This window comes from uncultured Desulfobulbus sp. (genome assembly GCF_963662935.2).
GTDB lineage: Bacteria > Desulfobacterota > Desulfobulbia > Desulfobulbales > Desulfobulbaceae > Desulfobulbus.
In genome coordinates, this window is sequence record NZ_CAXXTL010000002.1 from 3,199,381 (window position 1) to 3,213,724 (window position 14,344).

Annotated in this window: 17 protein-coding genes; all 17 read right to left on the minus strand. The window is 55.1% G+C overall.

The features are described from left to right. Positions 1-10: 10 nt before the first annotated feature. Complete coding sequence (locus tag ACHZCX_RS18495) at positions 11-754, minus strand: flagellar basal body L-ring protein FlgH (protein ID WP_319588668.1); 744 nt, start codon at positions 752-754, stop codon at positions 11-13. Continuing rightward, the gene (gene flgA / locus ACHZCX_RS18500; protein WP_319588669.1) at positions 754-1,707 is read right to left on the minus strand and encodes a flagellar basal body P-ring formation chaperone FlgA; all 954 of its coding nucleotides are present in this window, start codon (positions 1,705-1,707) and stop codon (positions 754-756) included. Before flgA ends, ACHZCX_RS18495 begins: the two co-directional genes overlap by 1 nt. Before the next feature lie 4 nt (positions 1,708-1,711). Continuing rightward, positions 1,712-2,494: a flagellar basal-body rod protein FlgG gene (gene flgG, locus ACHZCX_RS18505; protein ID WP_319588670.1), complete on the minus strand. Its 783-nt coding sequence runs from the start codon at positions 2,492-2,494 to the stop codon at positions 1,712-1,714. Positions 2,495-2,548: 54 nt separating this feature from the next. After that, positions 2,549-3,283 carry a flagellar basal-body rod protein FlgF gene (gene flgF, locus ACHZCX_RS18510; protein WP_319588671.1) on the minus strand — a complete coding sequence of 245 codons (735 nt, stop codon included), beginning with the start codon at positions 3,281-3,283 and terminating at the stop codon, positions 2,549-2,551. Positions 3,284-3,380: 97 nt separating this feature from the next. Continuing rightward, entirely contained in the window at positions 3,381-3,794 is a 414-nt protein-coding gene (locus ACHZCX_RS18515) for a hypothetical protein (RefSeq protein WP_319588672.1), read from the minus strand. 24 nt (positions 3,795-3,818) lie between these two features. Beyond that, a complete protein-coding gene (locus tag ACHZCX_RS18520) occupies positions 3,819-4,562 on the minus strand; it encodes a FliA/WhiG family RNA polymerase sigma factor (protein WP_319588673.1) in 744 nt (247 codons plus the stop codon). Between the two features lie 35 nt (positions 4,563-4,597). Then, positions 4,598-5,497 carry a MinD/ParA family protein gene (locus tag ACHZCX_RS18525; protein ID WP_319588674.1) on the minus strand — a complete coding sequence of 300 codons (900 nt, stop codon included), beginning with the start codon at positions 5,495-5,497 and terminating at the stop codon, positions 4,598-4,600. After that, positions 5,490-6,776 carry a flagellar biosynthesis protein FlhF gene (flhF, locus tag ACHZCX_RS18530; protein ID WP_319588675.1) on the minus strand — a complete coding sequence of 429 codons (1,287 nt, stop codon included), beginning with the start codon at positions 6,774-6,776 and terminating at the stop codon, positions 5,490-5,492. The genes ACHZCX_RS18525 and flhF overlap by 8 nt, the downstream gene beginning before the upstream one ends. Next, entirely contained in the window at positions 6,766-8,868 is a 2,103-nt protein-coding gene (gene flhA, locus ACHZCX_RS18535) for a flagellar biosynthesis protein FlhA (protein ID WP_319588676.1), read from the minus strand. The genes flhF and flhA overlap by 11 nt, the downstream gene beginning before the upstream one ends. Beyond that, entirely contained in the window at positions 8,868-9,935 is a 1,068-nt protein-coding gene (gene flhB / locus ACHZCX_RS18540; RefSeq protein WP_319588677.1) for a flagellar biosynthesis protein FlhB, read from the minus strand. The genes flhA and flhB overlap by 1 nt, the downstream gene beginning before the upstream one ends. A 170-nt stretch (positions 9,936-10,105) precedes the next feature. Then, positions 10,106-10,885 (minus strand): flagellar biosynthetic protein FliR, encoded by a 780-nt coding sequence (fliR, locus tag ACHZCX_RS18545; RefSeq protein ID WP_319588678.1) that lies wholly within the window; start codon positions 10,883-10,885, stop codon positions 10,106-10,108. A gap of 20 nt (positions 10,886-10,905) precedes the next feature. Further along, positions 10,906-11,175: a flagellar biosynthesis protein FliQ gene (fliQ, locus tag ACHZCX_RS18550; protein ID WP_319588679.1), complete on the minus strand. Its 270-nt coding sequence runs from the start codon at positions 11,173-11,175 to the stop codon at positions 10,906-10,908. 31 nt (positions 11,176-11,206) lie between these two features. Beyond that, positions 11,207-11,947 carry a flagellar type III secretion system pore protein FliP gene (gene fliP / locus ACHZCX_RS18555; RefSeq protein ID WP_319588680.1) on the minus strand — a complete coding sequence of 247 codons (741 nt, stop codon included), beginning with the start codon at positions 11,945-11,947 and terminating at the stop codon, positions 11,207-11,209. Further along, complete coding sequence (locus ACHZCX_RS18560; RefSeq protein ID WP_319588681.1) at positions 11,944-12,309, minus strand: flagellar biosynthetic protein FliO; 366 nt, start codon at positions 12,307-12,309, stop codon at positions 11,944-11,946. The genes fliP and ACHZCX_RS18560 overlap by 4 nt, the downstream gene beginning before the upstream one ends. A 3-nt stretch (positions 12,310-12,312) precedes the next feature. Then, positions 12,313-12,693 carry a flagellar motor switch protein FliN gene (gene fliN / locus ACHZCX_RS18565; RefSeq protein WP_319588682.1) on the minus strand — a complete coding sequence of 127 codons (381 nt, stop codon included), beginning with the start codon at positions 12,691-12,693 and terminating at the stop codon, positions 12,313-12,315. After that, on the minus strand, positions 12,680-13,708 hold the full coding sequence (locus ACHZCX_RS18570) for a flagellar motor switch protein FliM (RefSeq protein WP_319588683.1): 1,029 nt from the start codon (positions 13,706-13,708) through the stop codon (positions 12,680-12,682). The genes fliN and ACHZCX_RS18570 overlap by 14 nt, the downstream gene beginning before the upstream one ends. Before the next feature lie 5 nt (positions 13,709-13,713). Next, positions 13,714-14,235, minus strand: coding sequence for a flagellar basal body-associated FliL family protein (gene fliL / locus ACHZCX_RS18575; RefSeq protein WP_319588684.1), 522 nt, complete (start codon positions 14,233-14,235; stop codon positions 13,714-13,716). Between the last annotated feature and the right edge of the window lie 109 nt (positions 14,236-14,344).

Consider the following 14,344-nt stretch of genomic DNA (forward strand, 5'->3'; position numbering starts at 1 on the left):
CGAACAGTCCTTAAAAGGGCCAAGTATTGTCAAAAATCCGCATCAGCCAGCCGGGTTTCTGTTTGTCGGAAATGGAACCCTTGCCGGTGTAGGAGATCTGCGCATTGAGAATATTGCCCGAATCCACAGTATTGGTTGCGGTCACGTCGTAGAGCCGGACAATACCAGTGAGATAGATGATCTGGTTTTCATTGTTGACGGTCACTGATTTTCCGCCCCGTATTTTTAGATTCCCATTGGGGTAGACTTCGACTACCTGGGTGGTCAGGGTGGCGACCAGATCTTCCGAACGGGTGGTCTTACCGCTGCCTGAAAATGCATCACCTGCACTGGCCTCTATTAGGGACGCTGGGTTGAGGTTAGAGTTTTTTTCTGCAACCGATTGTTCCAGTCCAAAAAAACTGGAGATACCAGCGGAAATGCTGGAATCACGAGTGGTGTCGGTGGACGCCTGCTTGGAGGCCTTGGCCTGCTCCTTGATGATGACCGTGACAATATCACCGACTCGGCGCGCCTTGACATCCGCCAGCCAGTTTCCTTCGTCTCCGTTCCACAGGGTCCCGGGGGACTGTGGCTTGGGGTTGGCGGCAATCGGCTCCTCTAGCGGTTCGATATTGGTTACCTCCTGACTGGGTTGCGCACAACCGGTCAGGGTGAGGATACATGTCAACACCAGGAAAAGAAGCGCCTTTTTTCGATCAGTTGCCGCGAGAGGCCACTGGAAATGAAGGAAGGCGGAATAGCATTGCATCATTAAAACTCCACGGAAACAGCGCCAGGTCCCTCGACCCGGCATTGAATTATTTTATTGGAACTGATGTTTTTTACCGAGATGATTTCGCCCAGTCGGCCTTCAGTTTTGGCGACACCGCTGGTGGAGAGTTGCATAGCGCCTTTGCGGGCAAAAATTTTTATCATTTCCCCGTCTTTAATGATGGGGGGCGAGACGATGTGCTCCTGCTTGAGAATCGTTCCGGCGGTGACCGTGCGGGCAATCTGCATCCCGAGGAGCTGCTCCTTGGCCATGAACGGTTTGTCGGTTCCTCCAATATCCTGGCGCTGCATAACAATGCTTGCGTCCGTGACGACATCGCCCTTATGCAGCGGTGTTGCGGCGACGGCCACTTCGGCTACGACCTCCAACCGTCCACGAACGACACAGTTGCCTGCGGGTTTGCCGTCAACAAACAAGGCGATGGAAAAACCATTGCTGCCGATAATTCCAGGTCGGGAGGGCGTCACCTTCCAACTCAATTTTCCAGCTGGAAGCGTCAGTTCTTCCGGGGCACGAACCGCGGTGAAACGGATCTCTGCTTTGGGCAGATTGGCCGTGTTTTCCTTGAGATAGGCGGTGATAATCTGTTGCACCTGCTCCTGGTTGAGAGTATTGCCTTTGCGCTGGACCACGATGGTTTGGCTGCCTTGCCAGTCAACATCGGCCACCTCCGGCCGGTTGCGCAGGGAATTGATCACCGAGACCGTGGACAATTCTTTCGATTTTCCCGGGGCGGGCGCGGCAGCCACAGGTAGTTGCCCAATGGCCTCAGCCTCGCTGCCCTGGGGTTTGATGACGGCGATATCGGCAAGGACGATTTTGGGACCAGCTACAGCGACATTGGTTTGGAAATTGACCGATATCTGGGCGGCCACCATCAGCGGATGGATGAAGAACCAGGTGAGAATTGAAAGGGGCAGCCAATACTTCAAAGAGTTACACCATGTTGGTGACAGTCTGCATCATCTCGTCCGAAGTGGAGATCACCTTGGAATTGATCTCAAAGGCGCGTTGGGCCGAGATCATCTGGGTCAGTTCCTCAACCAGGTTGACATTGGAATTTTCCACATAGCCCTGCAAAAGGGTGCCTATACCATTCTCACCCGGTGTGCCGACTAGGGCCGTGCCTGAAGCCTCGGTCTCCCGGAAGAGGTTTTTACCGATGGCAAGCAAGCCGGCATCATTGACAAAATCAGCCAGATCGATGTTGCCGAGTTCGGTGGAGGTCGTGTCGCCGCCGACAATGGCGCTGACCACACCGGTCTGGCTAATGGTTACCTGCAGGGCATCTTCGGGAATAGTGATCTCCGGTTGGATGGGGTAGCCGTCGGAGGTGGTGATTCTGCCCTCGCCGTCCAGCTTGAGATTACCTGATCTGGTATAGGCGGTGTTGCCGTCGGGCATGGCCACCTGGAAAAATCCGGCGCCCTCGATGGCCACATCCAGGGTGTTTCCTGTCTGCACGATATCACCCTCGGTGAACACCTTGGTGACGGATCCGGGCTGAACGCCGAGCCCCACCTGAATACCGGTGGGCGATTTGGTATCGGCTGAGGTGGGAGAACCAGGTACTTTCATGATCTGATAGAGCAAGTCCTGGAAATCGGCCCGGCTCTTTTTAAAGCCCGAGGTCGAAACGTTGGCCAGGTTGTTGGCAATGACGTCCATATTGAGATTTTGGGCCGACATGCCGGTGGTTGCTGTCCAGAGTGATCGCATAGAATGTCTCTCGTGAGAGTTTTTTTTATTGCGCGGATCGACGATAACGTTCGGTTAGCCTATCGATCCGAGTTCATCTTGCTTTTGGCTGAGTTGGGAATAACTCTCTATTACCTTGGTGTGCGCCTCAAAGGCTCGCTGGGTGGCAATCATGGACGTCATTTCCTCCATCATGTTGACATTTGAGGCCTCCAGGTTGCCCTGGATTACGCGGTAATCGGTCAAGGGTTGAGCGTCGCCTTCGGCCAGCTTGTAGAGCGAATGGCCCACCTTGACCAGTTTGTCCTGATCCTTAATGGAAAATACCTGCACCTGGCTGCCGGCAAGGGTACCGTTGACGGCGATCTCACCGGATTCGGCAATGACGATGTCCTTACCGAGCGAGGTGTCGATTTGCAGGGGTGTGTCGCCGGCACCGAGGACGGTGAAGCCGTCTTCGGTTTTGACCATGCCGTTGCTGTCGAGCATCAACCGTCCGGCCCGAGTGTAGAAGATTTCATCATTTTTCATGACTTTCAAGAATCCGGGCCCGTCAATGGCCACATCCAGGTTTCGGCCGGTGGTCTGCATGCCGCCTTGGCTGAAATCGGCGCCGATCTTGCGGATGCGCGCATAGTTGATGCCCTGGGTCTCACTTGTCTGTTTGGCGCCCTTTAACATGGCGGAAAAACTGATCCGATCCTTCTTGAATCCTGTGGTGTTGACATTGGCCAAATTGGCGGCGAGATTGCTCATCGCCTGTTCTCTGGCTACTGCTCCACTGAGGGCACTGTATTTTCCCGAGACCATGGGGCTCCGTATTGGTGTGTTTCAGGTTGAGTAGGGTTTATTTTCTTGTCGGTCTTCTTGACGCGCTTCTTAACGGCAAAGTGTTGTCAGAGACCTCTCAGTGGCCGAATTTGGCCATGCTGCTCAGGCTGAGTAATTGACCGGCTTCAACCTGGGAGATGTCGAGGATGGTCGCAATCTCTTCGGCACCCATCCCTTGCGATGCCAGTCGACCGAGAATCCGGTATTTCTCCGGTGTTTTTTTGTCTAATTTAGCCATGTTTTCCATTCGAGGCCGCTGCAAGTCGGTGGTTAGACTGGCGGTTTTCAGGCTGACGCTGAAGGCCTCCCGAGTCGTTTCAAACCCTTCGTCCCGGAGGGCGACGTCGATTTTGCGTTGGAGTGCCAGAATCCTTTGGGTTTCCAGTTGTCGCTCTGTGCGCTGGCGCTTGGCAAGCAGCAGGAGCGCTGAGAGAAAGAAAGCGATCACGACCAAGGCGCTGCCCATGATGAGAGGGGTGAATGTAGGCATATCGTCCTCAATGTTTTTTTTTAATTAGGGCTCGTACAGTTCAGAATTGATCAGTTTGACCCGCAGTTTCAGGAGGGCCTGGCTGTGCAACTGGGAAATCCGGCCTTCGGAAACGCTGAGCACCTCGGCGATTTCCTTCTGGGTGAGTTCCTCATAATAGTAGAGGGCAATGACCAGCCGTTCTTTTTCCGAGAGCTCTTCAAGGATCTCGGCCATCATTCGGGTCATTTCCTCTTTTTCGAGGAGATCGGAGGGCATCGGGCCGCCGATATCTTCCAGGTTATCGAGAAAGCTTCTGCCTTCCTCCGAGTGATCCAGGGTTTCGTGGAGGCTGACGCAGCCGAGATGGCTGACCTCGGTGAGGAGGTCGCGGTATTCGTCAATGGTCATGGTCAACTCGGCGGCCATTTCTTCCTCTTCCGGAGAGCGGCCAAACCTTCGTTCCAACCGGAGCATGGTCTGGGTCAACTGGCTCTGTTTGTCACGCATGGAACGGGAAAACCAGTCGAGTTTGCGCATCTCATCGAGAATAGCGCCGCGCACCCGGTATTCGGCAAAAGTCCTGAACTTGACGCCCTTGGCGGGATCGAATTTATTGGCGGCGTCAATTAGACCAACCATGGCCGCGCTGATCATGTCTTCCTTAGTCATGAAACTCGGCACCTGAGGGACCATGCGTTGCACGACCAGTTCGACCAGGGGCATATTCTCCCGGATCAACTGTGAACGGTCATCAAGGGGCTGCACCGGAGGATACATAGCGATCATTTGTTGTCAGAGGACAGAGTGTCGGGGCACATAATTTATTTGGCGCCGAATTCCAGCAGCCGTTTCCAAAAAAATTGGATCGATCCCTTGGGTTCCAGGTTCTGGGGCTCCTGCACAATGGTGCGGGCCAGAGCTTCGAAAGCATGGCTGGTCCGGCTGTCGGGGAAGAGCTGCACCAGTGTCTTTTGCTTGCGGATGGCGTCCACCATAAGTTTGTCACGGGGGATCGAGCCGATGTAATCGATTGAGATGTCCAGGTAGCGGTTGGCCACCATGGTGAGTTTGCGATAGACATCCAGGGCTTCTTCCTCGTTCCTAATGAAATTGACGATCAGGTTGAAGTGTTTTTCGTGGTACTGGTTTGAGAGCAGCTTCATCAGGGCGTAGGCATCGGTGATCGCGGTTGGTTCCGGCGTTGTCACCACCAGGATCTCCTGGGCAGCGGTGTTGAAATAGGTGACATTTTCGGAAATGCCGGCCTCGGTGTCGATGAGCACAAAGTCGAAATCGTTGTTCATCGTGTCGAGCCCTTCGAGAAGCCGCATCTTCTGCTGGGAATCAAGCCGGGTGAAACGCTGCACCCCTGAACCAGCCGGCAGGATTTTAATGCCTTCGGGGCCGTCGGTAAGAATCGACTCCAATCCATGTTCGCCAGTAAAAAAGTGGTTGAGGTTATGGCCCGGCGCCAGCCCGAAGACGACATCGATATTGGCCAGTCCGAGATCGGCGTCAAGGATCAGGACACGTTTGCCCATGCGGGCGAGCAGCACCGCCAGGTTGGCAACGACCGCCGTTTTGCCGACGCCGCCTTTGCCGCTGGTGATGGAAAAAACCCGGGTGGTGGTCGTTCCGACCCTCTTCTCCGTTTGTTCCGGATTGTTCATGGCCCGCAAGGTGCCTGCCTGGTCTGCGAGTTGGAGTGCTTGGTCAGCCATGCTTCAGGTTCCCGTGGTCATTCATGATGAGGCCTGCGATATCGGTCGGCGAGGGCATGAGCAGATCCTCCGGAACCCTCTGGCCGTTGGTGAGAAAAGAGATCGGGGTGTCGTTTTTATAATGGATGTTGAGCAATACGCCCAATTGGTCGCATTCGTCGATCTTGCTGAAGATGAAATTGCTGATCGGTAGGAGAGAAAAACGCTTAATGGTTTCTTCAAGTTCCCGCTCCCTGGTGGTGGCCGACAGCAGGAGATTGTTTTCGATGCCCAGCTGGGGATGGAGGAATCCGGCCAATTCTTGGATATCGAGCCCGTTTCTAGGACTGCGGCCGGCGGTGTCAATGAGGACCAGATCGTAGTCGCGGAATTTGTCCAAAGCCAGTTCCAATTCACGGGGATTGATCACCACTTCCACCGGCAATCGCATGATCTCGCCGTAGACCTTGATCTGCTCAACGGCAGCGATGCGGTAGGTGTCGATGGTAATCAGGCCGATGCGACCACCATAACGACTGAGGTAATGAGCGGCGATCTTGGCTAGAGTAGTGGTCTTGCCCACGCCGGTGGGGCCGATCAGGCTGAGGCGCCGCTGGCGGGTCAATCGACCATCGAGCAGCTTCTCCGTGGTGAAAAGACGAGCAATAGCGGCTTTGAGAATTGCAGCCAGATCCTCATTGTCAAGATTGCGGGTTTTCTCAATGGCGTCGCGGGTAAACCGGGCCACCACCTGGGCTGTTTCCTGGTTGATGCCGTAGCCGGTGAGGTACCCGGTCACCGGGTCAAGGGGGCCGTTGTTGCTGGTGGGAGCGGCAAATTCGGGCTCAACGTAGGGTGTGCGCAGGGTGGAGGGGGCAATTCCGGTGATCCGGTTGGACAGCCCGTTGACGAGAGAACGCAGTTCCGCCAGTTCGTTCTGGATATTCTGGTCCGCCGGTGCAGGTTCCCGGCGGGAAGACGATGGGTTCGCCTGCGATTCCGGTTCGTTCCGAGCCCAAATTTCCTCGTAGGAAATGTCGCGCTGGTGCTCAACCGGTTCCGGCGGCTGGTTCCGCCAGGAGCGATGCGAACTCGTTCGCGAAGGTTCAGGTGCTGTTTTCGGTTCCTGCCAGGTGTTATCAACGGCGGCGGTAATCTCCATCATCGGTTTGCCGAGCATGCCTAATTTGCCGGTGCGGATAGTTCGGGTCGAGAGGATAAGGGCATCTGGCCCGAGTGCATCCTTGACCATTTTCAGGCCCGTGGCCATGTCTTTTGCTTCAAAAACCTTAACTTGCATTGATGGTCACCGTTCCGATGGATTGAATGCGGATTTGCGAGGTGATCTCGTTATGCGACAGCACCGAAAGGTTGGGGAGGTAGCGTTCGGTCAGGCGGCGGACATGCGGGCGAATCTGCGGCAGCACCAGCAACACCGGCTGCTGTCCCCCGGTAAAGGAGGTCAGCAGGGTGTTGAGACTATCGAGGATCTTTTGCGCAATTTTGGGATCCAGGGCCAGGTAGCTGCCGCGTTCACGGTGCTGGATGGCGGTCTGAATAGTCTCCTCCACTTTGCGGTCCATGGTGATAACCGGCATGACACCGTCATTTTGGACGTGGGCGGCTGAGATCGACCGCGACAGGGCATGACGGACATACTCGGTGAGGATGTCGGTGTCCTGGGTCATAGTGGCGTAGTCAGCCATAGTTTCCAGGATGGAGCGGAGGTCGCGAATGGAAATGCCTTCACGAAGCAGATTCTGCAGGACCCGCATGATATTACCCAGATTGAGCACATGGGGAACCAGTTCTTCGACCAGCTTGGGATAGCTCTTACCCAGGTTGTCGATCAGCGTTTGGGCCTCCTGGCGGCCGAGCAGTTCATGGGCATGTTTCTTGATAAGCTCGCTGATGTGGGTGGCCATGACCGTGATGCAATCGACCACGGTGTAACCGGCGATCTGGGCGCGCTCCCGTTTGTCTTCGGTGATCCAGATGGCCGGCAGGTCAAAGGCCGGTTCCATGGTGGGTAGCCCTTTGATCGTCTCCGTCACCAGGCCGGGATCCATGGCCATGTAGTAGCCGGGCATCATTTCGGCGGTGGCGATATTCACACCCTTCAAGCTGAGGGTGTACTGATTGGGGTTGAGTTGCAGGTTGTCTTTGATATGGACCGGCGGCACGATGAAACCGCTGGTCAGGGCAAACTGCTTGCGGATCGATTGAATGCGGGTGAGGAGTTCACCGTCCTGGGCCGCATCAACAAAGGGAATCAGGCCGTAACCGACCTCGAGTTCGATCAGGTCGACGTTGAGCATCTTTTCGTAATCCTGATCCGGTTTGACCACCGGTTGCGGCCGTTCGACCACCGCTTCTTCGAGCTGTTTAGCTGCTTCGGCCTTGTCAAGATGATAGGCGGTGTAGGCAAGGGCGCAGGCAATGACGAGAAAGGGCAGAAAGGGCATGCCGGGGATGAGGGCAAAAACGAGAATAATCCCTGCCACCACCCACAGGGCTTTGGCGTAGCGGGTGAACTGGTTTTTGAGTTCGGCGCCGAAGTCCTCTTGGCCAGCGGAGCGGGTCACCAGCATGCCGGCGGCAGTGGAGATGATCAGCGCCGGAACCTGGGCAACCAAACCTTCGCCGACGGTGAGGATGGTGTAGTTTTTTGCAGCCTCGGCCAGCGGCATGCCTTTTTGGAGGACGCCGATAATGAAACCGGCACCGATATTGATCATGGTGATGATTATGCCGGCAATAGCGTCGCCGCGGACAAATTTCGAGGCTCCGTCCATGGCTCCGTGAAAATTGGCCTCGTTGGAGATTTCTTCGCGCCGTTTGCGGGCCGTGGTTTCGTCGATAAGGCCGGCATTGAGATCGGCATCAATGGCCATCTGCTTGCCCGGCATGGCGTCCAATGCAAAACGCGCCGCCACTTCAGCGATCCGGCCAGCACCTTTGGTGATGACGATAAAGTTAATAATGACCAGAATTACAAAAATAACCAGACCAACCACATAGGAACCGCCGACCACAAACTGGCCAAAGGCCTCTATCACCGAACCGGCAGCATGCATGCCCTCGTTGCCGTGGAGGAGGATCAGCCGGGTTGAGGCGACGTTAAGGGCGAGACGAAAGAGGGTAGTAATAAGGAGGATGGAAGGAAAGATGGAAAATTCAACCGCCTTTTCCGTGTAGAGACTGATGATGAGGATGAGGATGGCGATGGTGATGTTGAGCGACAGGCAAAGGTCAAGGAGCATGGCCGGCAGAGGGACGATCATCATCATAAGGATGCCGATCAACCCTAGCGAGGCCATGATATTGCTTTGCTGTAGCAGGTCCATTATCCAAACCCGGCTAAACAGCGTCTGCATCCTTGTTGCTTCCATTATCTCCTACCTTTCAATGAATAGACATAGGCCAGAATTTCCGCCACTGCCTTGAACAGCTCGTCTGGGATAGAGTGGCCCACTTCCACCTTGGAATGCAATAATCTTGCCACTGGCGGGTTTTCAACCAGAGGGATGCGGTGCTCTCGGGCGATTTCCCGGATTTTTTCCGCAACCAGGTCCTGGCCCTTTGCCAGGACCACTGGGGCCTCCATCTTGCCAGCCTCATACTTGAGGGCCACTGCAATATGGGTGGGGTTGGTGATGACCACATCGGCACTGGGGACTGCGGCCATCATCCGTCGCCGGGCCATCTGTTGCTGGATGGAACGGATTTTTGACTTAATGTGCGGATCGCCCTCGGTCTCCTTCATCTCCTCCTTCTGTTCTTGTTTGGTCATTTTCATTTTCTCCTCCATCTCCCAGCGGACAAAGGCGTAGTCAAGAATGGCCAGCGCAATCATGATCGCCGCCACTTTTGCCATAACCAGGGCCGAGGTTTTCGCTAGATAGAGGATAGTCATATCGACAGGCATTTCGGTGAGGAGTAGGGCCTGGTGAAATTCACCTTGGACGGTTTTGTAGGCTATCCAGCCGATCAGCCCCACCTTGAGCAGTGACTTGATAACCTCGACCAGGGAGCGTTTGGAGATAAAACGGGCCATGCCCTTGATCGGATCGAGTTTACCGAAATCGGGAAGCAGCGGCTCAGTGGTGAAGAGCCAGCCAATTTGGAGAAAAGTGGAGAAAAAGCCAACGATCATGGTCACTAAAAACAGCGGTGCTAAGGCCATGGCCAGGCTGGCGCCGAGAAAGTAGGCCAGTTGCATCAGCGAGCTGGTGGTGATTGCGTACTCGCCACTGGTCCGCCAGATGGCCGTGATCATTTGCTGGACTTTTTCCCAGAAGATCGGGGCAAAAAACATCCAGAACAACAGCAGCAGGGTGAACATGGCTGCTGTCTGCACTTCGCGGCTTTGGACTACCTGGCCTTTTTTGCGAAAATCGGCCCGGCGTTTCGCCGAGGGGGTTTCGGTCCGTTCTCCGGAGCTGCTTTCTTCGGCCATAGTCAACAACCTTGAAGGTCATTCGGCGGCGCGAATGACGGTTAATCGGCAAGGTGGGCCGCTGTTCACATGCAACGGCCTTTCTTAGCAGCATTTTTGCAATTACCAGACCTGAAAGCTGGGGGACAGGCAGTTGGTCAGGTTGGAGATAGGGAGGGGTATGCCAATACTTATTTGAGTAAATGCAGAATGTTGAGGATATTCTCGCCCATGGTGTCAAATTCACGGCGCAGAACGGAAAAGGTGCCTCCGAGTGTCAGGGAGATGACAAGGAAGGCGATGCCGATGTTCAGGGGAAAGGAGAGCATGAAGACATTGAGTTGGGGAAAGACCCGGGCAAGGATACCCAGCACCAGGTTGGTGATCAGGAGGAGGGCCAGGATTGGGGCGCTGAATTTGACCCCGAGGACGAACATGTGACTGGCCAGGCGCATCAGTTCCTGGACCGCACCTTGGGAGAAATCAAGATACCCTGGCGGCAGGAGTGTGTAGGATTCGACGATGGCACGGAAAAAGAAGTGATGTATGTCCAGGGCAAGGAAAGCCAAAAGGGCAAGGATATTGACGAACTGGCTCATGAGCGAGAGCTGCTGGGTGGTTTGCGGGTCAAAAATGTTGGCGGCGGCAAAGCCCATCTGATACCCGATGACCGTGCCGCCGAAACTGATCGCGGCAAAGACCATCTGGGTCACCAGGCCGATCATGACCCCCACCAGCACCTCGTTGACGATTAACAGACCGAACCCGGTCAGGGTAAAGGCTACCTTGGGGGTGTAGGGGGCCATGGCTGGGAAAAGCAGCAGACTGGTCATCACGGCCAGGCCGATCTTGATTCTTCCGGCGATCTGGCTGCCGGCAAAGGCGGGAATGGCGGCCACCAGGGCAATGACCCGGGCCAGGCAGAGGAGGAAATCCTGAAACTGCTGCAAGGGAACAAACGGCAGGTCCATGATTGTTCTCGCTCTAAACCTTATCGGCCGATCGTGGCGATTTGCGTGATGATGCCGGTGGTGAAGGTGATCAGCAGGTCCATGATCCAGGGGCCGAAGATCAGTAATGTGACAAAGACCGCGACGATCTTGGGGATAAAAGTCATGGTTTGTTCGTTGATCTGGGTGGCGGCCTGAAAGATGCTGATCACCAAGCCGATCACCATGGCGGCGAGGAGCATAGGAGCTGAAGTGAGAAGAACGGTTTCCACGGCCTTCTTGCCGAGATGGATGACGTCTTCCGGGGTCATGGCGTTCCTCGTGGGGGAAAAGGGTTAGGGGTCAACCGAAACTTTTAACCAGCGAACCGACGACCAGTTGCCAGCCGTCAACAAGCACAAACAGGAGGAGCTTAAAGGGTAGGGAGATGACAACGGGCGGCAACATCATCATGCCCATGGCCATCAGCACCGAGGCCACCAGCATGTCGATGACCAGGAAGGGAACATAGATCATGAAACCCATCTGGAAGGAGCGTTTGAGTTCCGAGAGCATGAAGGCTGGAATAAGGATCGATGACGAAACCTCTTTCTTATTGGCTGGTTGTTGTTCTTTGGTGATGTCGATGAGCAGCTGCAGTTCGCTTTCCTGAACCTGGGAAAACATAAATTCGCGCATCACCTCAACTGATCGTTCCAGGGCCTGCTGCTGGGTAATTTTTTCCTGCATGTAGGGTTGCAGGGCCTGGGTGTTGATGCTGTTGAAGGTCGGCGCCATAACGAAAAAGGTGAGAAACAGGGCCAGTCCCAACAACACTTGATTGGGCGGGGTGTTCTGGGTGCCCATGGCCTGGCGGACAAATCCTAGGACGATAACAATGCGGGTGAAGGCCGTGGTCATCAGCAGGATGGCTGGAGCCACGGTGAGGATGGTCATGACGAGCAAGACCTGGAGTGCGGTAGAGACCTCGGCCGGGGTGTTTGCTTCCTTGATGCCAAGCGAGAGGGTGGGCAAGTTGACAGCCGCCGCCAGCTCAGGCGCGAGCAGCAGGAATAGGCCGAGGCAGGGGATAAGCCTTTTCATTCCTGCTCCGCCAGGAGGGTGGGGAAATCTTTGTGCTGGGTGCTGGCGTCACCGGCGAGATCTGCCAGCAGGTGGATGCCGCCTGTGCTGATGCCCAAGAGATATTCCCGGCCGCGAACCTCAACCAGCGCAAGCGTCGATTTTGGCTGCAACGGCCGCAATTCAATGATTTTAATGGCGTTGCCGCTGATTCTTCCCTGGAACAGCTTTTTTTTCGACAATCCATACAGGGCGAGGATCAGGCCGGCCACTACCAGCAGAGCCCAAGCCGTACGCAATACCGCTGATGCCATGGTCGGCGGTTCGGCGGCCCAGGCGGTTGCCGGGAAAAACGCGAGGAGAAAGCAGCAAAGCATCGGCATGGGTCAGCCCAGGTTTTCGATCCGATCCGATTGACTAACCACCTCGGTCAGCTTGATACCAAACTTGTCACCTACCTTGACCGCCTCGCCCCTGGCGATGAGCCGGGAGTTGACGTAGAGATCCAGGGGCTCGCCGGCGAGTTTGTCGAGTTCGACGACATAGCCTTCACCCATTTGCAGCAGATCTTTGAGCAGGATGCGGGCCCGTCCTACCTCGACCGAAACCTGCAGCGGTACATCGTAGAGGAATTCGAGTTCCCGGCCAAGGCTGCTCTGGCCGTTGCGACCCGAGGGCTCGTGCTGGTTTTCCTTCAGCAGTGCTGCGGTTTCCTCAGGGTTCAAGGTGTTGGATCTCTGCGTTTCCAGGGGATCAGTTGCCGCCATGGATTCCTCCTAATCGGTTGCTGTAGCGGCCGGTGACGTGAAAGGCCTTTTTGCCGTTTCTCTCCCCGGCAATAGCCAGAAAGAGTGGTTGATCCTCGACCATGACGGTCAGCGGCTGATCGGGATTGTAGGGCAGATCGACAATGTCGCCGGGCTGAAGATCAAGGATTGCGCGGATGGTCATGTTGATTTGACCGGAGCTGGCAATTACCCTGCTTTCCATCTCCAGGGTCTCATGGGCTAAAGTGTCGACCCAGGTGTTGGCGGCGGCTTGGGCGATGGTGGCTAATGCCTTGAATTTCTCCCGCAGCGGTTCCAGGGTGAGGTAAGGGACGATGAAACGCATCTGGCCGCAAAGCTCACCGGCAAGGCGGATATTGAAGCGGGTAACCAGGACCTCGGTTTCCGGCTCAACGATGCTGACCAGGCGGAAATTATTTTCTACCTTGGAGAGATGGATCTCCAGGTCGGCCACCGGTCGGAGTGCATTGTGCAGTTCATTGCAGATGTCGGTCATGATGGTCTTGAGGATCGCGATCTCAATGGTGGTCAGGTTGCGATCTAAAGCGAGCGACTCGCTGGATTGGGACGAACCGAGCATAATCTCCAGCATGGTGAAGGCCATGAGCGTGTCAAAATGAAATAAGCAGCCGTGTTTGAGAGGAGCAACACTGTAGATTCCTACCGCGCCTTGGCTTTTGAGATCTAACAGGCTTTGCTGAAAATCGGTGGTGGCGATCTCCTCGCGCTCAACGGAGAAGTTGCGCTGCATGGTGTTGGTCAGGCTGGTTGAAAATTTACGGGTAAAACTATCCAGGATGATGTCCAGGTTGGGAATGCGCATTTCGCCGCTGATGCGGCTGCGCTCGTAAGTCCTGAACAGATCGATCTCGGTGGAAGCAAGGGTGTGCCGGGTTCGAGGCTGGCCGTTTTCGACCAGTTCCGTTGAAACCCTGCCCGCTTTAATGGCAGCGAGCAGATCGGCGATTTCTTCCCTGGTGAGTATCGGTTCCACAAGACTCACTGCACAACGAAATCAGTCAGGTAAATATTGCTGACTTTTCCGGTTTTAAGAAACGAATTGATCTTGCTCTTCAACTCGGCCTTGACCTGGTTCTTCCCTTGGATGTCCTGCAACTCCTCAAAAGTCTTGTTACCGATGAGCAGGAGGATAGCGTCCCGAATTTGGGGCATTCGTTTGTTGACTTCATCGATGGTGGTGTCCTTGTCCAGTTCCAGCGAGAGCGAGGCCTTGACGTAGTGGGCCGCATCTGTGCCGATGATGTTGACAACAAACTCTTTGATTTCGACCATCGGGCCTATTTTTGCCTCTTCGGGGACCGGTCTGATCAGGCTCGCTGCCTTGCTCTCCTCTTCCTGCTTGCGCTGCATCTCAGCTTTATGCGGTTTGAAAACGAGGAAATAGTATCCTCCTCCACCTGCCCCCAGGAGGAAGACTAAAGCGCCTACAATCAGAATAAGCAGCTTTTTCTTGCCGCCCTTTTTGGCTTCTTCCGTTTTCTCAGCTTTTTTATCCGCCATGAGTTGGCTCCTTTCAATCAAAGTCCCTCAAGAGGGAAAGAGGTTTGGACAGTGTGTAATAGCTTGCTTAGCGATTGGTTGAACAGGCGTATTCGATGACAGAAGTGTA